The following is a 19,629-nucleotide window of genomic DNA, read 5'->3' on the forward strand; positions in this document are numbered from 1 at the left end:
GGCGAATACGACTATGTGCTGATTGACTGCCACCTTCTCTTGGGCTTTGACCGTCAACGCCTCAATGCGGCGAACGGGTTGCTCGTCCCGGTACAGGTCGAATATTACGCTCTGCGGGACTCGCGCTCATCAGGCAGACGGCAGAACTTGTCCGTGATCTCAATCCCGATTTGGAAATCCTCGGACTCGTCCTGACGTTTTTTGATGCCCGAAAGACACTCAATAGAGATGTGGCCGCTGCCCTCGCGGACGAATGGGGAGACGCACTGTTCTCGACGCGCATCCGCGACAACGTGAGCCTTGCGGAAGCCCCCAGTAATGGGCAGGATGTGTTCAGCTACAAGCGAGGCAGTTACGGCGCAAAAGATTATGCGGCCTTTGCCGCCGAATTTCTGGAAAGGACGGAGGGATGCTATGGGACTCGGGGATAGAGGGAAGAACCAAGTAAAGAAAGGGAGCCCCAGCGGGCTGTTCACCAGGACGGAACCCAATACTACAGAAATACAGACTTCTAGTGATACAAAAATACAGAACACTATAAATACAGAAATACAAGAATCTCTGCCAGAGAAAAATGACCAGAGAAAAATGTACAACATATCGCGGTCATTGTCGGAACGCCTTCGAAAGTATGCTTTCGATGAACGTCGGAAAGAAGTGGACATAGTGCGGGAAGCACTTGATGAATACCTGAAAAAACAGGGCTATTAGGGAGGAAAAACTATGCGTCGTCTGGTTCTATTGCTGGCTGTTTTGGCCCTGTCCGTAGGGCTTTATGGTTGCCATCCTCATCATCGGGGACCGGTGACACCACCTCCGCCACATCATGGACAGCACACACCTCCTCCGCATCACTACTGAGTGGTTCTTACACTGTCGCCCCCCACATCAATCTATACAAAAAGAAAAGGGCGCTCTCTGTAAAGAGAACGCCCTTTCTCGTCAGCAAGAGATCACATCCTGTGATGCGTCCGCCGCCTCTTCTTCGCTCAGAGCGTTCTCCATGAACGCGCCACACTGCTCCGCTTCCTCCGGATCAAATTCTACCTCCAGTCCGGGGATGGAAAGCAGGGCACACTTTGCCTCGACAGACTCCCTGAGTGTCGTAGCTTCATCCGGTCGCGTGTATGCGGCCCGCACAGCCTCTCGTGCCGACAATTCCGTTTTTTCGCTCATGACCCACCTCAGTGGCTCATCCCTTCAGAATGGGATTGAACCAGTTGTTTGTTTCTCTCAAGTTCAGCGGATTTTTCCGAAATGGCTTTCTCAATGGCCGGTTTAAGCTGGCGGGCTACTGAAGCCATGCCCAATCTGCTCTTTTGGGCAAGGTCATTGAAGTCCGTAAAACCGACCATATCTTTTTCCCGTTCTCCGGGAGCAAAAACAGGAAAAACGGCTTTATCTCCCACGGCCTGTGCAGCCTTTTCCGCCTTTTCACGTCCGGGATTGGCTCGAACCTTCGGATGATTAAGGAGATGGAAATCGTCATCTCCCGCGATGATTACGGCTTTATCCGGGTAGTTATCTTTAAGAGCCGTAGCCACGGCCATAAGATTCCCCGAGTCGAAAGCCGCGACGGTCGCATGACCTATGGCATCAGAAATACTCCCTGCCGTAGCGTAGCCCTCAGCTATGACGATAGCAGGAGCGGTACGTAAGGCGTCCATGCCGCCCACAGGGTGAAAACACCCTTCCTTGCGGCTGTTTTTGGCGAATCTCTTTGTACCGTCTTCCTGAATATACTGCATGGACCACAGCTTTCCATCTGCGTCAACAGCAGGGATGCAAGTCGTTTTTCCATCTTTGACCCAAAAGGCTCCTCTTCGGGGAGCCAGCCCTTTCCTGTCCAGATAAGGAGTCGGCACGTCTTGTTTCATCCAGGAGAGCTGCCCGGCCACACGTTCTGCCGTTTTTTCATGTTCGAGAAGCTGCTCTTTGGCCCGCTCCTGTTGTTTTCTGGCGCATTCGGCTTGGAAGGCGCTTTATCCTGTTGGCTTATAAAAGCCCCTTGCGTTTTCCAACGCACCTCTTCTCCCGTCCGATTATTCTTCACGTACCCCGCTGGCCACCCATCCATATAAGCGACATAGAACCCTGAAGAGGCTCCCCCCTATCGCCTTCCGTCCTGATTCGATGTGCCCACCGTCCATCAACGGATGCTCTCCTTCGACGATGCACCCGACAGAACGCAGGGCTTCCACAAACTCCTCACGGGGAGTCATAGCGGGAAGCTGTTCGCTCTTCACATTTTCCGGAAGCCATCTTTTCAACTGTTTCATGTCTGCCTGTGGCCCGGCATACCAGCTTTGAGCGATGCTGTCCCATTTTGCCCCTGCCGTCTTCGCCGCCTTCCGCTCCAGATAGGGAACAGCCAAATAAAGCCGTTGGGGGGCCCGACGCGGTTCGCTTGCTTCCTTCTGAGGGGGCTGCACTGGAGGGAGCGATGGCGCGGAAGATGCGCCGTTAGGCGCACCCCTCCTTATGGAACAGCTGAGGAGCTGCTCCACGGATGCAGGAAGCAGAGCCAAGGTGGAGCTTATGCAGCTTTTTCTTTTTAGGTTGGCTATTAGGCGCATTTTGTATATCCACAACCCCACTTTCTTTCATGAGAACGCCCTGCCGAATAAGCTCATTGATAGCTGATTTAAGAAGCTGCCGACAGACTTTTGATATGCTGACATTGTTCAATCTTTTTTCTTGTCTGAATTTTGCTAGCAACGCTTTACCAGCAACGGTAACCTAAGAGAGGATGCTATGTACAGAGATGGTACACTTGAGGAACTCATAAAAGATCTTGAAGAAGAGCGTGCATCTAAAAGACTTCGTGAACTTGATCCAGATTTACTAATCAAGCCTGATATTTGGATTATTACACCAGAAGAAGGCGCTTGTGAGAAATGCAAGTCTTTTGCTAAAAAACTTTTTTTGAAAAACCACAACGTCCTCATCCAAACTGCAAATGTAAGATACAACGAATCTTACCTAAAAAAACAGCTCAAAAGGCATTGATAAAAAATACACCTATTGTTACAGATCTCTTGAGGGGAGATACTTCTCCTCTCTTTTTGTTTTTTTCCGCAACTTCAGTTATTAATGTACATATAAAGAATTTGAACCCCGTACGTTGTACAGATGTAAATATTGACAGTTATAATAAATTTGGTAAAGAATCAAAAAGTTATTATTTGCTTCCTCTTAGTTCCGTTGTTTTTAGATTTTCATATTTTCGTGAAGCTCCTGTAGATTGGAAACTTGTACTTGTAACAAATTTTGATGATGCACAACTATTATGCACAGTAAAAAATACAGAATAGTACAGTTGTTTGTATTCTTAATATCTATATTTATTTTTTTGTACATGCACAGGCAAAAGAAATCATTCTTGACTGTATTGACGTTAAAGAAATTCAATGCATTGCATTAGAATTGAAACAAATAAACAAATGTAGTTTGTTGTTTAGTGCTGATGCAAGATCAAAATTCGATTTAAAAGATGTACATTCTGAAGAAATAATCACTATTTTTGTATCAAAAATGGCTGTTTCATCGATGACATCCAGTGTTTTTTCTACTGGTTTTCGTGTCGAAATGGATGTGCCTAAAGCGAGAATACTTCATACACAAATATGCAAAAATATTCCAATGAGGGCATATTATTTTGATCAAAAGACACACAGAAGAGTATCCACGTCATTTTAAAAAACACTCCACGACGGCAATATGCGGAAAGGAAACACCCACAGCCAACCCAATAAGGCCGCTAGTAGCCCCGTAGAGCGTATTTTCTGCCCGCTAGTACGAAGTACACTGATTGCTGCGCTTGAAGAGGAAATTTTGAAGCAGTGATAACGCCCCGGAAAGCCCCTTTTCCGGGGCTTTCTTTTTTTTGGGCATATCCCCGTGAAACGCTAGAAAAACGATTCTAGGCCCATTTCTGAGGCGAAAAGGGTATATCTCTTCATTGCGGCACATGCAGGAAGCAGAGCCAAGGTGGAACTTATGGAGGATTTGGATACGCTGATTCAGCTTTTTCTTTTTAGGTCGCGCCATTAGGCGCATTTTGTATATCCACAACCCCACTTTTTTTCATGAGAACGCCCTGCCGAATAAGCTCATTTGTACAAGGAGCGCAGGTGTCCCGTCAGGCGTCCCCTTCCTTATCTATCTCCTTCATCATTCATAGCTACAGGAATTGGTGGCAGCCACCGGAGTTTAAATTCTCGTGGAATAGGCTCAACTCCTTCTTTGGACTTGATTGTGCCAGACCAAAAACCGTGCCAATGCGCCCTACGCATATGGGGACGCGGAGAGCCTTGATACTGGCGTGAGCTTTGTTCCCTGTACATGCGAATAGTTCGCCCTATTTCTTCCCCGATATGCCATATCCTAGGCTTATCAGGTGGGTACAAGTGTATCCTTTTAGTCGTCTTCTTTGGCGTGGGGTTGTTTGGGCCGGAACTTCCGGTTGCTGGCCATCAGGCGCACATGGCCAGTCTGGAAGTTACGCCTCTAGTGACGGAGGCTCTGCCCCGCGCTGGAAGAGAGGGTACGATCCAAATTCAGGGCCTCCTTTCCATACTCTTGCGCGCTTAGATGAAGAAATGCGGCAAAATGGCTCACTGCTACCGAGTTGAATAATCTTTCTCTTGAGCGGCGCACCGTATCCACTCCCCCAAACAGGCATAGCCGTGTACTGCATATAATGAATTTTCTCTCTATGGCTTAGTGATGCCACCAAGAATACATACTTGGCCGTCGTCCTCACCACCTCATAAAAATCAACATTGACATGCGTATCCCCCCCACAAACTTACTAGAATATCACCTTTTTTCATCCAAAATCCTTACAGTTAATTTTCTACTTATTGACCCAAAAGAGATGTTCGTCGAGGGCACGGGAGGAACCGTGGGCCGATTCCGCATCTTTGCGGAATCGGCCATCATCTCTTCCTTTTCCCCCAGAGAGCGAACTCTCCTTATAATACAGGGTCATATAAATACAGTATTACAGATTTACGGGTAATTCTATTGGCGCAAACATCCTCAGCCAATGCCCCGCGATGACATAACCGATATGTCGGGGCTCACCGTCGGCCCCGTTTCTAACATACATTTTTGCGATTCTGCTCCCGCTGCTTCCAACCTTCCCCCGCAGCTCCCTGACAGTTCTCGCGTAGAAATAGTTTCCAAACTGATCTAGATACAACATCAGCTTGCCGTTCATGGTTTCTCCCAAAGAAAAAGGCGATCCGTCTCCGAATCGCCTTCAATGATATATAAAAATAAAAAGAACCTATTGCACAATTTCTCCCTTTTCCCACAGTTCGTTGCAGGAAAGGTCTAGATTATCATTCCAAGTAACACCATATCCCCCCGCATCAACACGAACCTGATTGAAGAGAACTGGCTCTTCCAGTATCTGAAAAGCAGGTATGGACCTAATCAGTGGCTCCATGTCGTACGGCTTTACCGTATCATCCCAAAAACAGACCAAAAGATGCTTATTGGGAAGAGGGTTGATGGAATGAATACGATAGAACATTGCGTACCTCCTACTTAAACGAGAGGGAGAAACTGGATAAATTCCTGAGTATCCCACATTTTTTGCAGAGCCTCCCTGTGTTCTCCAGCCCACTCTTAAACAAGAGATAATGCCTTACGGGGTAAATCCCCTTCAATCATATCAAGTTTATTCAAGCCTATGACGCCGACATATTCGCCATAGATGGTGGCATGGAAGTGAGGCGGATTGTGTTCCCCCGCCAAAAAGTACATTTTGATGATGATACCGTAGAACCTTGCGATGACAGGCATTGTTGGTCCCTCACTGTCTTGAAGTAATCATTTTCACAGTTCCCGTCCATAGGAAAGGCCGTCCCGCTCCCCGGAATCGGCATGGCCGTATACCGCATGAAGCCTTTTAGCTGAACCTTCCGTTCAATAGGAATCAGCATTACGGTCTTCGCCGTCACCTTCACCACTTCATAAAAATCGACGTTCGTCTGCTCATATCCCCAACTGCTCACAAAGACGTCACCCTGCTTCATCGGAATCCTCCACAATTGTTGACTGTTCCTTTCACTTGGCAGCCCAGCGACTCACCATCTCCTTTGATCCACCCACTCCCCCGGAGCTTTTTCCTCTGGAGTTGAAAACTGCCTTTTAAGCAGTTTCCCCAGATGGCTTTCACAAGTGAAAGAAGCCATCTGGGGGGAACTAATAAAGGCGTTTCAACGCCAGAAAAAAGGAAGAGATTCTGAAAAAACAGGCCTGCTTCCGTGCCGGAACGACCGCAGGGAGTGAGGGCGCGGAAGTTGCGCGAACTCGCGCAACCCTTTCCTTTTCCTCTTCTGCTCTCAAAGGTCGTGGCTGCTTCCGTGACAGAGTGACCGGAACGACAAGCGACGCGGAAGCGAGTACGACCAGCAAAAAGCTGGCCGCACGGAGCTGCACAAGGAGTGCAGGAGTGGAGGGAGCGATGGCGCGGAAGATGCGCCGACAGGCGCACCCTTCCTTTGCTTGAAGTGTTGGTTGAACTCAGCCGGATGACTAATTATATTTTTATATCAAAATCAGGCAGTTTATCTATCGAGTTCATGTAATCTGGCGAAAGATGGGCATATCTTTGCGTCATTATCGTTGTCTTGTGTCCAAGCATTTTCCCTACGCTATATAATGGAACTCCTTGCATAACTAACCAACTCGCAAAAGTATGACGCAACGTATAAAAAAACAACTTTATATAACGGATCGGTTATATCCTCATTAAACCTACATAGTTTTACTGCTCTCCGAAATGGAGATCCTGCCTGCGTAAAGGATTCTCCATTTTCCTTATTAAATAATAATGCCTCACGTGAGGCAGGTAAATGTTTTCAGCATATCAAAGCAACAATAGATTTCATTTTTATGTATCCTGAATCTCCATTCTTACTCTCAGCCACATATATTATTTTATTTTTTAAATAAATATGACATCGCCTGAGATTAAAAAGTTTATTTGGTCTAATTCCTGTATTCATGGACAGCACAGTGAAATCTCGCCAAAGCATACTAGAAAAAAACTTTCTATTTGATAAACAGGTTATCAGCATATTAGCTTCATCAATTGACAGGAAGCGATAGCGTTGATTTTTAACTTTAGGCATTGAAACGATGGCAATTTTGTATCGCTGAGTTCATATTCTTTTGCGGTATACAGGACACGTCTGAGCAAGCTCAGACAGTGGTAGATGGTTTGTGGGCTCAAATTCTTTTTTCCGAGATGACAGCGGAGCCGAGCGAGATCGAGTTTTTTTATAGAGTTGATTTCTCTCTATTCGAGGTGAGAGAGGTGAAGCTCCCACCTACGGAGTTGGGTTCTTACTCCCTTTTTCGAGTCATCACAAAGAGTTAAAGAATTATAAGTTGCCAAGCGTCTTTCAGTATTGCCATTTCTTACCTCATGCGGTATATAAGGAAAAATTCGCATGTAGGTAAAAAAAGTCTTTGAGAATCAAAGACTAGTAGCTAGAAAGAAATACAGCCTTTCACGCCGTCAACAGCGGTTCAAATCCGCTTTGGGACGCCAACAGACATCTGAAGGCGCATCACGCTACCTCAAAAATTGAGGTTTTGTGGTGCGCCTTTTGTATTTAAGCACCCGCCCTTGTAAAGCCCTCCCTCCCGGCCCCCAAGCCGCTCCGCTCCCTCCAGATCCGCTACGTCCTGCGGCCTTCTGGAAAAACTCCCCCCCCCCTACGTCCAAAAACTCCGAGCCCCTTCCTGTTCAAGGCGTAACCTCCGTCATGAAGATGCCGCCTTCATCCGGGAAGCGTATGACCTGCGCGCCGCACTGTTTTTCCCTGCCCACAGGATGTACACCCCTCCTCTGGCCGCGCCCAAAGGCCCGGCCTTCAGGGACCACCTGCCCGCTTCGAATCCGCCTCCTAGTCGATTTTCCCGGCTGTACACAATTCCTTGCCGATATTCGCCGTGGCATAAGGCGGAAACTCATCGTCTCGATAACAGAACTGGCCTTGCTGCTCGGCCTTCACGCGGCAGGGGCATATCCGAAGTCACAGCGCGCTCCTGTGGGGATTCGCCCTCTCCCTTCTGGAAGCTCTTGTATGAATGGTTCTCATGTATTGCAGGCTGTGTTCCGTCCTGTCTCTTCACGTATTGCCCTCTGGAGGCTGGGGATATTTCCATAAATGATCCGGGTTGTTCCGCCTGCTGAACTGACAAAGCGAAACACCTTCAGACGTCGGATGGCCCTACACCACTATACCCAGCTTGCGTATTCTGTGTTGCAACGTGGACCGTGGCACCTTCAGCAGGGCCGCAGCACCACGCGGGCCAGACAGACGACCTCCAGTGAGGCGTAATGCCTCCAGAATATGGGCACGTTCATTTTCCTCAAGACTTGGCAAATCGGTGTCATTTCCCCTGGAGGGCGCCTGTAGTGGAATTTCGGCTGGTGCGGATAACGAGAGGGGCTGCGCGGGTTTTGCCGTCTGACCGGAAATGTTGTCCCATTCATGCAGCGTTTCCCGTACCAATGCTTCCGTTACAGCCCCATCCAGAGAATGCAGTAAAAGTCTGCTGACGACATTGCGCAACTCACGGATATTGCCGGGCCAATCGTGGTTACAGAGCGCGCTGAGGACACTTGGGGACAGATGAGGAGGCTCTATCAACCACGACTTGGAAAATTGTTTAATGTAATAGTCCACCAGTATGGGTATATCGCTTTGTCGATCGCGCAGTGGAGGAAGGCGTAGCGTGACCGAGGCCAGACGGTAGAACAGGTCCCGTCGTAGCCGCCCCTGCGCCAGCGACGTTTCCAAATCAATATTGGTGGCGGAAAGCACGCGGATATCAACATTGATAGAGCGGGCATCGCCTACCCTCTCGAAAGAACTCTCCTCCATGACCTGAAGCAGCTTGCTTTGCATATCCATTGAGAGTTCACCGATTTCATCAAGAAACAGGGTACCTTTCTGGGCCATCTCAATACGGCCGATGCGTTTCGCGTAGGCCCCGGTGAAGGCCCCTTTGGCGTAGCCGAACATTTCACTCTCGAACAAGGTCGGAGCCAGCGAGGGACAATTCACCTTGACGAAGTTCGCCGCCCGCCGGGGACTGTGCAGATGCAGCCAGCGGGCCAGCATACTCTTGCCGGTTCCGGTTTCACCGCTAATCAGCACCGGGATATGCAGCTTGGCCGCCTTGCGCGCCAAGGCCATGACCTTCGTCATGGCCTTGGTTTCCAGCAGGCTGTTTTCCAGCGGAAAGGCTGCCTCCGTTTCGCACGACGAGTCCAGCGCGGCGCGGTCGGCAGCCTGAGTGCGTGCCCTCCGTTCCTCGGTGAGGATGACGAACAAAAAAGTCGTCAGGACCGGGCTGAGTTGCTGCAACAGATTCAGAATTTCCACAAGATTATCAGGCTGGCGCACAAACGAGACGTGCAGCGTACCGATGACCTGACGGTTGAGGATGAGCGGCAGGGCAATGGTGGCGGTAAGCCCCACCGAAGCCAGAGAAACCGCACCGCCCCAGTTCAGCGAGGCCAGATTTTTGATGACCACCGGTTTGCGCGTCTGGATGGCCTGCCAAGCCACCGTATTCTGGGCAATGCGCGTGTCGGAGAAAACCTCCACCACGGTGCCGTCGGCCGCCGTAAAGGCGGTAAGAAAATCACGTTCGGCGTCATAAAGGAAAATACTGAATCGATCATAATGAAAAGACGCACGAAGTTCTTTGGAAAAAAAGGAAAAAAGCCCGCTGCGGTCCATGTTGTCGGGGACCAGCTTTGACAAACGATAAATGATCCGGGCCGCAACCGCCACTGAATTGCCTAAACGATGTTCATCATACTGCTCTAGCATAACGTGTTCTCCTGCCCAGATGAAGCTCTTTTTGCTGATATATGGATAAAGGTGCCTATATCTCAGCATGTCTCTATGCTTCCCTACAAATGGCATAAGCAGAATAAACAGCAATTCTGGATATCTATAAGTTATCCTTATCTGGCACAGACTTTGCTGTTCTAAAAACACATTCCTATTGCAGTACCGTTTTTCATTCTTTTAGCACCAGATATTAAGGAGAAGCAATCCCTTTTTAGTACGATATATCTATATACCCGATCATATATGCTTCTGTGGCTTAATATCAGAGAATGCAATCTATCTTTTAGATGCTTCTGTACTAGTTTATTGCGTTTTAACAATATGTATTTCACAGAGGATATTGCTATGCTCACCCAATCCGATCTTTTTCTTGCCGCTGCGGGCTTTCTTTCCGGTCTTATTAAAACCGGCGTCGGCGTGGGATCGGGGCTGGTGTTGCTGCCCACCTTGGCGCTGATCTTTCCCGCCAAAGTAGCTCTTGGTCTGGGAGCACCTATGCTGCTGGCTTCCGACATTATTGGCCTGCATTACTATTGGAAGCAATGGCTGCCCCGGCGTGAGTTGGCGCGCCTTTTTTTGGCCATCATTCCGGGCCTGTTTACAGGCATTGTGTTGCTGCCCATGATTCCGGGCAAGGCCTTCCGCATCGGCGTGGGCATTTTGGGCGCACTGTACGCTCTGGGTATGCTCTGGCCACAATTCCCCGTGACCACCCTGTTGAAGAAAGGTTTCGGGAAGCTCAACGCCCATTGCGGGGATAGTGAAGAGCAAAACCGCAAGGGAGCGTATTTCTATGGATTCCTTGGCGGGCTTTCCACCGTGCTGGCACATGCCGGCGGTCTGGTCTGGTCGTTGTACCTCCTTACGGCCGCGCGTGACCGCCGCGTATTCGTGGGCACTACGGTCATCCTTTTTTTTGTCACCAACATCTATAAGACCATCTCATACGTCTGGATCGACATCATCAGCCTCAGTGCGCTGGCGCAGGTGATTCCCGCCATCCCCATGATCTTCATCGGCTCCTATCTCGGCAACATCGTCAACAAGCGGTGTAACCATCTCCTGTTCAGAAAAATCGTTCTCTGCTTCATCTTCTTTGTTTCCATCACGCTGTGCGTCTGACCTCCCCCTCTCGCGCCATGCCGGTCTCCAACGGCGGCACGGCTGTGGCTTTTCGTGCGCCCTATTGTGTGAATTATTTCACTTATATGCCATTTAACCCTATATCACTTTAAACAAAGGAGTAATCACATGAAATAAATACGATTCCAGTCTGCCTAGGCTCTAAAAGAAAACGTGTCACCAGGCCCTGTTGATTAAAAATAAATTATAAATCAAACAATTATAAAAATAGAACTGTTTTGAGGCTCATTAAAATTGTGAAATAAATATCATTTTAAAACAGACCTTTTAACAACGGAAAAATTTCATGAAAAAGATCTGTGCATTCTTCCTCGCCCTTGCCGTGTTCTTGCTGCCTGAGATGGTGTATGCCGCCAACGCGACGCCGCAAGCCGTCAACATGCCCCACGTATACATTGTTTTCGGTGTGCTTTTCATAGCCGCGGTGCTTTTTTTTACGGAATGGATTCCCTTGGCCGTCACCTCCATTCTCGTTCCTTGTGCGCTTTCCACGCTTGGCGTCATCACCGTCAAGGAGGCATGGGTCAGCTTCGGCGACACCAGCATCCTGACCATCGTGGGCCTGTTCATGCTGGGCGAGGCAACCTTCGCCACGGGCTTTGCCCAACGTGTGGCGACCTCGATCATCAACAAGGCGGGGGCCAGCGAAACCCGCCTGTTGGTCTTCTCCATTCTTCTCATCGCCTTCATGTCGGCCTTTTTGAACAATGCGGGCGTCACGGCCATCACCCTGCCCATGCTCATTTCCATCGCCCGCAAGGCCCACTTGTCCCCTTCACGCATCTTGCTGCCCACGGCCTACGCGGCCAGCTTCGGCGGCTGTATCTCGCTTGTGGGGCAGGCTCCAAGCATGGTGGCCAACGGTATTCTGGCCAAGATGGCGCCGGAATACGGGCAGTTCGCCTTTTTTGAATTCGCCTGGTTCGGTCTGCCATTGACCCTCTTAGGCGCCCTTCTTTTCGGCCTGTTCCCCCGCTTCCTGATCCCCCCGGCACGTGAGGACGTGGCTGAGCTCAAGGAAATCGAAACGCCTGACGGCGGCATACACATGTGGATTGCGGGCGGCATCTACTTCCTCGTCATCGTCTGCATGGCCACGGGTCTGGTGCCGCTGACCTCCGCCGCCATGCTGGGCGCCATGCTCTGCGTCATGACCCGCTGCATGACCCTCAAGCAGGCCCAGGCGGGCATCGACTGGACCACCGTCTGGCTCTTCGCCGGCATGTTGTCCATGAGCTTCGCCATGAACAAGTCCGGCGCTGCCCAGCTGATAGCCGATTTCGTGGTCAGCTATTTCAGCGATCCCTATATTCTTTTCGGCGTTCTCATGCTCGTTACCGGCATACTGACCAACATCATGTCCAATACGGCCACCACGGCCATCATGGTGCCTCTGGTCATTCCCATCGCTCTGGGCATGAACCTCAGCCCCCTGCCCTTCGTCATGGGCATCGCCATGAGTGCCGCGGCCTGTTACATGACGCCCATCGCCACGCCTTCCAATACGCTGGTGCTGCGGCCCGGCAACTATACCTTCGGGGATTACGTCCGGTACGGCTTTTTCTGGCAGGTTCTCTCCTTTGCTCTTGCAGTGCTGATTATCCCTTCCGTCTGGCCTTTCATGCCTTAACCGCATTTATGGGCGTTTTCGTCCAAATGCGGGCGCTGATCTGCTCTTATTTCGGACAGAGAATAGACGCAAAGATGGTTCTAGCCAGCAATATAACAACATATCAGACAATTATAGAACAAATAAAAGATGGCACCATCTTTGCTTTATTTAAGGCAGTGCAGTTACCACAATCCTTTTATAGGGGTAAGACGTATGAATGTGGACTACAAGGTTGACTTATTGGTGCTGGGCATGGGAGCCGCCGCAGAACTGGCGGCCATCTATGCCCATGACGCCAACCCGGACCTGAACATCCTCATTGCCACCAAAGCACTGAAGGGCAAAGGGGGATGCAGCCGCATGGTCCAGGGCGGTTTCAACGTAGTGCTCGATCCGGGCGATTCCCATGAAAAGCACCTTATGGATACGTTGAAGGGTGGGCAGTATATCAATGATCAAGACTTGGCCCTGCAACTGGTGGAACAGGCCACGCCCACGGTCAAGGAACTGGAAACCATCAGCGGCTGCTTCTTTGATCGCCGCCCGGACGGCCATATTCATCAGAAGGCCTTCGCCGGTCAGTGCTTCGACCGCACGGTCCACAAGGGCGACCTGACGGGCATCGAAATCATCAGCCGGACCACCGAGCAGGTCTTCAAACGGCGGATTCCCGTGCTGGAAGAAACGCGTGCCGTGGAGCTGCTGCTGGACGCCGAAGGCCAGACCGTAACCGGGGCTCTGCTCTACAACATGCGCCACGGCACCTTCCACGTCGTGGAAGCCGCGGCCACGCTGGTGGCTACCGGCGGCGGGCCTACCCAGTACCGTTTTCACGCTCCCGGCCCCGAAAAGTCGGCTGACGGCATCGCCATGCTCTACCGGGCGGGCGTGCGGATGCGCGACATGGAAATGATCCAGTTCCACCCTACGGGGCTCATCGTTCCCGGCAGCGTGGTAGCCGGTTCCCTGCTTGAAGAAGGGCTGCGCGGCGCGGGCGCCCACCTCTATAACGGCGAAGGCGAGCGCTACATGCTCAAGTACGCGCCGGACGTCGCCGAACGCGCCACCCGCGACGTGGTCAGCCGTTCGGCCTATCTGGAAATGATGGCCGGTCGCGCCTGTCCCGAAGGCGGCGTGCGCATCGACGCGGCCCACCTCGGCGCGGATTTCGTGCTCCGCAACTTCCCCGGCATGGCAGAACGCTGCGCCCAGTTCAAATACGATCTCGCGCACAACATGGTGCCTGTTTCGCCATCGGCCCACTTCTTCATGGGCGGGGCTGTCATCGACGTGAAATGCCGGGCCTCTCTGGACAAGCTCTTCGTGGCCGGTGAGGACGCCGGCGGCGTACACGGGGCCAACCGGCTGGGCGGCAACGGTATCTGCGAATCCTGCGTCTATGGCCGTCTGGCGGGCAAATCCATAGCGGACTACCTCTCCAAAGCCGAGAACCGCTCCGTCAAGGAAAGCGCCCGCGGCATGGCCGAAGAGAGCATCGCCCGCCTGACCGCACCCTACAGCCGCAAGAACGGCAAGTCGCCCTTCGAAAACCGGCGCGAGATTCAGGAAACCAACTGGGTCAACGTGGGCGTGGTGCGCAGACAGGACCGTCTTGAAACGGCCCTTACGGACTTCGCCTCCCTGCGCCATGACGTGGAGAAGGCCAGCGTGAGCGGCAACAAGGTCTACAACATGGAATTCAACACCCACCTCGACACACTGAACATGCTTGACGTCTCCGTCATGGCGGCGGTCTCCGCCCTCCAGCGCGAAGAGACGCGCGGGGCGCACACCCGCGAGGACTTCCCCAAGCAGCGGGACGAGTACGGCCTGTTCAACACCTTCATGTGGCGGGGCGGCGACGGAATGCCGGTTTTTGAAAAGAAGGATGTGGTCTTTAAACACAAATCCCTCGAAGAGTGTCAGAAGCACAAGAAGTGATCCACCCCCAGTATCCTGCAACCTATCGGGAGAGAAAAGATGAATACGTCCGAACTTGAATACAGAAAACCCTTGCAGTGGGGAGAAATTGATCCGTACCGCCGCGGCCGTACCCATGTGGGCATGTGGGCCTGGCTGTTGCAGCGCGTGAGCGCGGTCTTCATCGTGTTCCTGCTGGTCCTGCATCTGTGCTTTACCTACAAGCCGTATCTCCAGTTCCTGCTTCTGTTAGCCGTGGCCTTCCATGCCTCGTTGGGCCTGCGCGTCATCCTTCTGGACTTCAATCTCGCCAAAATCTCCTCGGCCCGCCGCTTAGTCCCCTGGACGCTCGGCCTCGGCGTCGCCGCCGTGGTCATTGCGTGGTTTGCCATCTACTAAAAGAAGTGAGGAGGATGCCATGCAATCGTCAAAAGTTGTTCGCAACGTACGCATATTTCGCTACGATCCTGTCAAAGGCGGCGAAGGGACGTTCCAAAGCTACCAGTTGACTATCGACAACCCCGAAACCACCACCATTCTGGACGTTCTGCTGCGAATCCAGAAGGAACAGGATCCGAGTATTTCCTTCCGTTTCGCCTGCCGCGTGAACATGTGCGGCTCGTGCGGCATGGTCATCAATGGGCGCGAGGGGCTGGCCTGTAAGACCAACGTCTGTGATCTGCCCGCCGATCAGGACATCACCCTGCGTCCCCTGAACCATTTCCCGGTTATAAAGGATCTCCTGGTGGACATGGGCCCGTTCTTCTCCAAGTACGAAGACGCGTTGCCCTTCTTTGAACCGGCGGAAAAACGCACCGAGCCGTACGTCATCAAGCCGGACACCCCCGAACGGGTGGACATCGGCATGGCCACCGACTGCATCGCCTGTGGCTGCTGCGTCTCAAGCTGCACCATGGTGGACAGCCACGACAGCTATTGCGGCCCCGCCGCGCTCAACCGGGCTTTTACCCTGCTGGCCGACAAGCGCGATGGGCTCTTCGAAGCCCGCCTGACGAGGGCTCTGGACAGTTGTTACAATTGCCGCACGGAATTCAACTGTACGGAAGTCTGCCCCAAGTCCATCAGCGGCACACGGGCCATCAAATATATCCAGCGGATGGCTCTAAAGAATCTCAAAGATATCAAACCACTGCCGCCGCATCCCGCCGAGCTGGCTCCGCCTAAGCCCAAACCCGAAGCGCAAGAGCAGCACACCTGCTCCTGCCACAGCCATCAGCCCGAACGCCGCGCCTTCCTCAAGAGCGCGACAGGGCTTATTGGCGCTGGCGTGGCCCTTTCTCTGGGAGCTGTTCTCGGCGTTTCGGCCGTGGGGCCCACGCTGGAAAACCAGTCCCCGCAGTGGGTGAATGCCGGGAATGAAAAGGACTTCCCCGTGGGCGGCATCACCAGCGTCACCTTGAGCTATCCGCGTAAGCAGGCTTTCCACGTGGAAAACAAGGAAGTGCCCGTGCTGGTCCGCCGTGATTCGGACAAGGATTTCATTTGCTTCAGCAGCAGCTGCCCGCATTTGGGCTGTGCTGTGAGCTGGGATGAGCTTTCCCGGCGTTTCAAATGCGCCTGCCACGGCGGGGCGTTTGACAGGGACGGCAACGTCATCGCGGGTCCGCCGCCGGCTCCCCTGGCCCGCCTGCCATGGAAACTGGAAGACGGCATTCTTAAGGTAGAGGTGGTCTGATGAATATTCGCAGTGATCTTGGCTGGGAAAAGTATCTCAAGCCCTTCCTGTACAAAAGGCTGCCGGACGGCACAGGCTGGAGCGCGGTGCTGGGCACCATGTGCGCCTTAACCTTCATGCTGCTCGTGGTGACCGGCATGATTCTGGCCTTCTACTATGTGCCATCGCCGGATAAGGCATGGGATTCGGTACAGTATATCAGCAACGAAGTCCCACTCGGCAACATAGTGCGCGGCCTGCATCACTGGAGCGCGGGCCTGATGGTTCTGCTCGTGTTCTGCCACCTGATGGTGACCTACATGCACGGCTCCTATGCCGCTCCCCGGCAAATCACCTGGCTCACGGGCGTCTGCCTGTTTCTGGTGACGCTCGGCTTGGGCTTCACAGGCTATCTGCTGCCTTGGGATATGAAGGCCTACTGGGCCACAGTGGTAGGCGCAAACATTCCCAACCAGTATCCGGGCGTGGGCAACTACATCACCCGTTTCATTCTGGGCGGGAGCGACATTTCGGGCTTTACCCTCACTCGCTTCTACTCGGTGCATACCCTGATTCTGCCGGCTTGCCTGCTGATGCTCATGGCTGTGCACATCTACCTCATACGCGTCCATAACCTTTCCGACCCGCGCGAACGGCTGGCTGGCGAGTGCCTCCCCCCACCTTCCGGCCAGCCGTATCGCTTTTATCCCGAGCACACCAACCGCACCACCCTCGCGTTCGGCTGCATCTTCGTAGGGCTCCTGTTGCTGGCCTCTTACGCGCCGCCGCACATGGAAGCGAGGGCGGGCACGTTCATTCCCGATTACCTGCCCAGGCCCGAGTGGTATTACATGTGGCTCTTCCAGCTGCTGACCTTCTTTACCGGCTCGTGGGAAATGATCGGCAGCCTGATCCTCTTCGGCGGCGGACTCTTCCTCCTCTTCGGCGTGCCCTTCTTCAGCGAAAGCAAGCTGAAAGGCATGGGCAACAGGCCGGTTTCGGTCTGCATCGCCTCCACCTTCGTAATCAGCATCGTCTACCTGACCGTCATGGCCTATGCCGATGCCGCTCCCTACAAGAAGTTCCTTATCGTACCCGACAAGCCTATGAGCGAAGAAGCCGGACGAGGCATGTTCCTCTATGCCGAACGCGAATGCTCTTACTGCCACAACATTCTTGGACAGGGCGGACACAGGACCGGGCCTGACATGAGCAACATGGTCAAGAAGGGCAGGAGCGCCGAGTATCTGGCGGACTACATCAAGAACCCGCTCACGATATATTCTTCCTCCACCATGCCCGCCTATGATCTGACGCCCGAACAGCTCAAGGATCTGTCGGCCTTCCTGTTGTCCTTGGATTTTAGCAACGCCAAGGCCGTCAAAAAGCCCGTGCCCGAGATTCTGGAAACCAGCCGTGCGCCTCAGGCCTCCCCCAATGTGGCGGCCGTGCCCGGCTCATAAGGAGAATACTCATGGAAAACTTTGATTACGCCATTGTGGAAGAAGCGGCCAAGCAGCTCTACATCAAGGCATTATGCGACCTGCCGCCGGATGTGCGCGAAGCTTTGAAAAAGGCTTACGCCAGGGAGACCCAGCCCGCCGCCCGCAGCATCTTCGAGGCCATGTTCAAGGCCATCGAAATCGCGGACACCAAAAAAACTCTGCTTTGTCAGGACACCGGCCTGCCCATCTACAAGGTGAAGATCGGCTCCGGCTACACATGGAATGGCGCGAAGATCAAGGCAGCCCTCTATGAAGGCGCCAAACGGGCTACGGTGGAATTCCCCTTCCGCAGCAGCGCGACCCACGACATCACGCGCGTCAACCCTCAGACCTCGGTGGGCCCCGGTCTTCCGGTGACCTATTTCGACTTTGACGGCGAACGCTCCGACCTCGACATCCTGATGATGCCCAAGGGGTCCGGCTCCGAGAACATGAGCAAGATGCATATGTTCTATCCCCAGCACGGCATCAAGGCCGTGAAGAAGTTCATCTTGGACACGGTGGTGGAAAGCAGCGCAAATCCTTGCCCTCCCGGCATCATCGGCGTGGGTTTGGGCGGCACAGCGGATCTGGTCATGAAACTGGCCAAAGACGCCATCGCACGCCCTGTTGGACAGCGCAACCCCGATCCCCTGATCGCCGAGATGGAAGAAGAGCTGGAAGAAGCCATCAACGCCACGGGGCGTGGCCCCATGGGTTTGGGCGGCGATGTTTCCTGCCTGGCCGTACACATTGAGTGCGCATATACCCATATCACCCAGAATCCCGTAGCCGTGAACACCCAGTGCTGGCCCGCCCGCCGCGCTCGTGCAGTCATCACGCCCTCCGGCAACGTGGCCTACGGCTACTAACAAGGGAGAAAGAGAAGATGAGCAAGGTACATCACCTCACGTCGCCTTTTTCCGAAGAGGTCATCCGCAGTCTGCACGCCGGGGACACCGTCTACTTCGACGGCCCGTTGTTCGGCATCCGGGACCTGACCCAAATCCACATCTTTGACCACAATAACCCTCCGCCAGTGAGCCTTGAAGGGATGCCCTGTATCCATACCGCACCCAGCCTGCGTAAAGTGGGCGACAAGTGGGAAAAAATATGCGTGGGCACCACCACAAGTACGCGTATGGACCGTTTCACCCCCGGCCTTATCGGCCAGTATGGAGTGCGGGCCATCATCGGCAAGGGAGGCCTGTATCAGGGGAGCCTCGACGCCATGAAAAAGTACGGGGCCGTCTATCTGGCCATCGTAGGCGGCGCGGCGGCGCTGGAAACCGAGCAGATTGAGGAAGTGGAAGCGGTCTACTTCGAAGAGCTGCATCCCGAAGCCCTCTATCGTTTCCGGGTGAAGAACTTCGGGCCCCTCACGGTGGCGATGGACAGCCACGGCGTCCACCTCTACGACCAGGTCACCGAAAACGTCAAAAAGAAGCTCCCCGAAATCTACGCGAAACTCGGCGTACTGTAGGGATGCCTTTTCCGCCATCACATGCGTCAATCGGCATGGGCCATCAAGGCCCATGCCGCAACCTCAAGGAGGCAATCATGTCAGTGCAATTTCTGGTTCATGAAGACGGCGACAGCGTCGGCGTCATCACCGTGGAAGGCGTGAAGGCCGGTCAGGAACTGACTGGCTGGATCATGAAAGAGGACAAGACCATTACGTTCAAGGTCCTCGATGATATTCCGATCGGACACAAGATCGCACTCAAGGATTTGAATGTCGGCGATACCGTCTTCAAGTACGGCACCGATATCGGGAAGGTTGTCAAACCCATCCGTCAGGGCGAGCATCTTCATGTCCACAACGTCAAGACCAAAAGGTGGTAGGTCACATGCAAAAGTCATTTTTCGGTATCGCCGCGACGACGGCCGCGTGGGCATTCG

General features: G+C 53.0%; 19 protein-coding genes and 1 pseudogene. 12 read left to right on the forward strand and 8 right to left on the reverse strand.

What is annotated here, in order from left to right:
* Both HMPREF0178_RS22405 and HMPREF0178_RS22410 read left to right on the forward strand, forming a co-directional pair.
* A pseudogene (locus tag HMPREF0178_RS22405) lies at positions 1-195 on the forward strand (hypothetical protein); the annotation flags it as partial.
* Between the two features lie 35 nt (positions 196-230).
* Positions 231-431 (forward strand): ParA family protein, encoded by a 201-nt coding sequence (locus HMPREF0178_RS22410; RefSeq protein ID WP_232281189.1) that lies wholly within the window; start codon positions 231-233, stop codon positions 429-431.
* Between the two features lie 511 nt (positions 432-942).
* On the opposite strand, the gene HMPREF0178_RS04215 is transcribed toward HMPREF0178_RS22410, so the two are convergent.
* From HMPREF0178_RS04215 to HMPREF0178_RS23000, 3 genes are all read right to left on the reverse strand, one after another.
* Complete coding sequence (locus tag HMPREF0178_RS04215; RefSeq protein WP_009379348.1) at positions 943-1,176, reverse strand: hypothetical protein; 234 nt, start codon at positions 1,174-1,176, stop codon at positions 943-945.
* Positions 1,177-1,184: 8 nt separating this feature from the next.
* Positions 1,185-1,898, reverse strand: coding sequence for a toprim domain-containing protein (locus HMPREF0178_RS04220; protein ID WP_232281190.1), 714 nt, complete (start codon positions 1,896-1,898; stop codon positions 1,185-1,187).
* A 144-nt stretch (positions 1,899-2,042) separates the two neighbouring features.
* Positions 2,043-2,576 (reverse strand): DUF5710 domain-containing protein, encoded by a 534-nt coding sequence (locus tag HMPREF0178_RS23000; RefSeq protein WP_009379352.1) that lies wholly within the window; start codon positions 2,574-2,576, stop codon positions 2,043-2,045.
* A gap of 178 nt (positions 2,577-2,754) precedes the next feature.
* Between HMPREF0178_RS23000 and HMPREF0178_RS21420 the strand changes: the two genes are divergently transcribed.
* Positions 2,755-3,009 (forward strand): hypothetical protein, encoded by a 255-nt coding sequence (locus HMPREF0178_RS21420; protein ID WP_157134885.1) that lies wholly within the window; start codon positions 2,755-2,757, stop codon positions 3,007-3,009.
* A 1,996-nt stretch (positions 3,010-5,005) separates the two neighbouring features.
* On the opposite strand, the gene HMPREF0178_RS04235 is transcribed toward HMPREF0178_RS21420, so the two are convergent.
* The 5 genes from HMPREF0178_RS04235 to HMPREF0178_RS04255 all read right to left on the reverse strand — a co-directional run bounded on the left by HMPREF0178_RS04235 (position 5,006) and on the right by HMPREF0178_RS04255 (position 9,869).
* On the reverse strand, positions 5,006-5,224 hold the full coding sequence (locus HMPREF0178_RS04235) for a hypothetical protein (protein WP_009379354.1): 219 nt from the start codon (positions 5,222-5,224) through the stop codon (positions 5,006-5,008).
* A gap of 69 nt (positions 5,225-5,293) precedes the next feature.
* Positions 5,294-5,542 carry a DUF2442 domain-containing protein gene (locus tag HMPREF0178_RS04240; RefSeq protein WP_009379355.1) on the reverse strand — a complete coding sequence of 83 codons (249 nt, stop codon included), beginning with the start codon at positions 5,540-5,542 and terminating at the stop codon, positions 5,294-5,296.
* A gap of 95 nt (positions 5,543-5,637) precedes the next feature.
* Positions 5,638-5,814 (reverse strand): DUF4160 domain-containing protein, encoded by a 177-nt coding sequence (locus HMPREF0178_RS20855; RefSeq protein ID WP_009379357.1) that lies wholly within the window; start codon positions 5,812-5,814, stop codon positions 5,638-5,640.
* 739 nt (positions 5,815-6,553) lie between these two features.
* Positions 6,554-6,736 carry a tyrosine-type recombinase/integrase gene (locus tag HMPREF0178_RS23005; RefSeq protein ID WP_369736763.1) on the reverse strand — a complete coding sequence of 61 codons (183 nt, stop codon included), beginning with the start codon at positions 6,734-6,736 and terminating at the stop codon, positions 6,554-6,556.
* A 1,519-nt stretch (positions 6,737-8,255) separates the two neighbouring features.
* Positions 8,256-9,869 carry a sigma-54-dependent Fis family transcriptional regulator gene (locus HMPREF0178_RS04255; protein ID WP_009379361.1) on the reverse strand — a complete coding sequence of 538 codons (1,614 nt, stop codon included), beginning with the start codon at positions 9,867-9,869 and terminating at the stop codon, positions 8,256-8,258.
* Between the two features lie 369 nt (positions 9,870-10,238).
* On the opposite strand from HMPREF0178_RS04255, the gene HMPREF0178_RS04260 reads away from it, so the two are divergent.
* The 9 genes from HMPREF0178_RS04260 to HMPREF0178_RS04300 all read left to right on the forward strand — a co-directional run bounded on the left by HMPREF0178_RS04260 (position 10,239) and on the right by HMPREF0178_RS04300 (position 19,572).
* Complete coding sequence (locus HMPREF0178_RS04260) at positions 10,239-11,015, forward strand: sulfite exporter TauE/SafE family protein (RefSeq protein ID WP_009379363.1); 777 nt, start codon at positions 10,239-10,241, stop codon at positions 11,013-11,015.
* 307 nt (positions 11,016-11,322) lie between these two features.
* Positions 11,323-12,666, forward strand: coding sequence for an SLC13 family permease (locus tag HMPREF0178_RS04265; protein ID WP_009379365.1), 1,344 nt, complete (start codon positions 11,323-11,325; stop codon positions 12,664-12,666).
* Between the two features lie 195 nt (positions 12,667-12,861).
* Complete coding sequence (locus HMPREF0178_RS04270; protein WP_009379367.1) at positions 12,862-14,589, forward strand: L-aspartate oxidase; 1,728 nt, start codon at positions 12,862-12,864, stop codon at positions 14,587-14,589.
* 39 nt (positions 14,590-14,628) lie between these two features.
* Positions 14,629-14,967: a succinate dehydrogenase gene (locus tag HMPREF0178_RS04275; RefSeq protein WP_009379373.1), complete on the forward strand. Its 339-nt coding sequence runs from the start codon at positions 14,629-14,631 to the stop codon at positions 14,965-14,967.
* Positions 14,968-14,986: 19 nt separating this feature from the next.
* On the forward strand, positions 14,987-16,264 hold the full coding sequence (locus HMPREF0178_RS04280; RefSeq protein ID WP_009379375.1) for a 2Fe-2S iron-sulfur cluster-binding protein: 1,278 nt from the start codon (positions 14,987-14,989) through the stop codon (positions 16,262-16,264).
* On the forward strand, positions 16,264-17,706 hold the full coding sequence (locus HMPREF0178_RS04285) for a cytochrome b N-terminal domain-containing protein (RefSeq protein WP_009379377.1): 1,443 nt from the start codon (positions 16,264-16,266) through the stop codon (positions 17,704-17,706). Before HMPREF0178_RS04280 ends, HMPREF0178_RS04285 begins: the two co-directional genes overlap by 1 nt.
* A gap of 11 nt (positions 17,707-17,717) precedes the next feature.
* A complete protein-coding gene (locus HMPREF0178_RS04290; RefSeq protein WP_009379379.1) occupies positions 17,718-18,599 on the forward strand; it encodes a fumarate hydratase in 882 nt (293 codons plus the stop codon).
* A 17-nt stretch (positions 18,600-18,616) separates the two neighbouring features.
* A complete protein-coding gene (locus HMPREF0178_RS04295; RefSeq protein WP_009379381.1) occupies positions 18,617-19,210 on the forward strand; it encodes a FumA C-terminus/TtdB family hydratase beta subunit in 594 nt (197 codons plus the stop codon).
* A 77-nt stretch (positions 19,211-19,287) separates the two neighbouring features.
* Positions 19,288-19,572, forward strand: a complete 285-nt coding sequence (locus HMPREF0178_RS04300) for a UxaA family hydrolase (RefSeq protein WP_005024615.1) — start codon at positions 19,288-19,290, stop codon at positions 19,570-19,572.
* The last annotated feature ends 57 nt before the right edge of the window (positions 19,573-19,629 follow it).

Source organism: Bilophila sp. 4_1_30 (assembly GCF_000224655.1).
In the GTDB taxonomy this organism is placed as follows: domain Bacteria; phylum Desulfobacterota; class Desulfovibrionia; order Desulfovibrionales; family Desulfovibrionaceae; genus Bilophila; species Bilophila wadsworthia.

Bases quoted from the DNA above. Each gene is read 5' to 3' on its own strand.
- HMPREF0178_RS04285 (WP_009379377.1), top strand. From the start codon at position 16,264: ATGAATATTCGCAGTGATCTTGGCTGGGAAAAGTATCTCAAGCCCTTC.
- HMPREF0178_RS04265 (WP_009379365.1), top strand. From the start codon at position 11,323: ATGAAAAAGATCTGTGCATTCTTCCTCGCCCTTGCCGTGTTCTTGCTG.
- HMPREF0178_RS04255 (WP_009379361.1), bottom strand. From the start codon at position 9,869: ATGCTAGAGCAGTATGATGAACATCGTTTAGGCAATTCAGTGGCGGTT.
- HMPREF0178_RS04235 (WP_009379354.1), bottom strand. From the start codon at position 5,224: ATGAACGGCAAGCTGATGTTGTATCTAGATCAGTTTGGAAACTATTTC.
- HMPREF0178_RS04280 (WP_009379375.1), top strand. From the start codon at position 14,987: ATGCAATCGTCAAAAGTTGTTCGCAACGTACGCATATTTCGCTACGAT.
- HMPREF0178_RS21420 (WP_157134885.1), top strand. From the start codon at position 2,755: ATGTACAGAGATGGTACACTTGAGGAACTCATAAAAGATCTTGAAGAA.
- HMPREF0178_RS04240 (WP_009379355.1), bottom strand. From the start codon at position 5,542: ATGTTCTATCGTATTCATTCCATCAACCCTCTTCCCAATAAGCATCTT.
- HMPREF0178_RS04270 (WP_009379367.1), top strand. From the start codon at position 12,862: ATGAATGTGGACTACAAGGTTGACTTATTGGTGCTGGGCATGGGAGCC.
- HMPREF0178_RS04300 (WP_005024615.1), top strand. From the start codon at position 19,288: ATGTCAGTGCAATTTCTGGTTCATGAAGACGGCGACAGCGTCGGCGTC.
- HMPREF0178_RS04290 (WP_009379379.1), top strand. From the start codon at position 17,718: ATGGAAAACTTTGATTACGCCATTGTGGAAGAAGCGGCCAAGCAGCTC.
- HMPREF0178_RS04295 (WP_009379381.1), top strand. From the start codon at position 18,617: ATGAGCAAGGTACATCACCTCACGTCGCCTTTTTCCGAAGAGGTCATC.
- HMPREF0178_RS04260 (WP_009379363.1), top strand. From the start codon at position 10,239: ATGCTCACCCAATCCGATCTTTTTCTTGCCGCTGCGGGCTTTCTTTCC.
- HMPREF0178_RS20855 (WP_009379357.1), bottom strand. From the start codon at position 5,814: ATGCCTGTCATCGCAAGGTTCTACGGTATCATCATCAAAATGTACTTT.
- HMPREF0178_RS23000 (WP_009379352.1), bottom strand. From the start codon at position 2,576: ATGCGCCTAATAGCCAACCTAAAAAGAAAAAGCTGCATAAGCTCCACC.
- HMPREF0178_RS04275 (WP_009379373.1), top strand. From the start codon at position 14,629: ATGAATACGTCCGAACTTGAATACAGAAAACCCTTGCAGTGGGGAGAA.
- HMPREF0178_RS04215 (WP_009379348.1), bottom strand. From the start codon at position 1,176: ATGAGCGAAAAAACGGAATTGTCGGCACGAGAGGCTGTGCGGGCCGCA.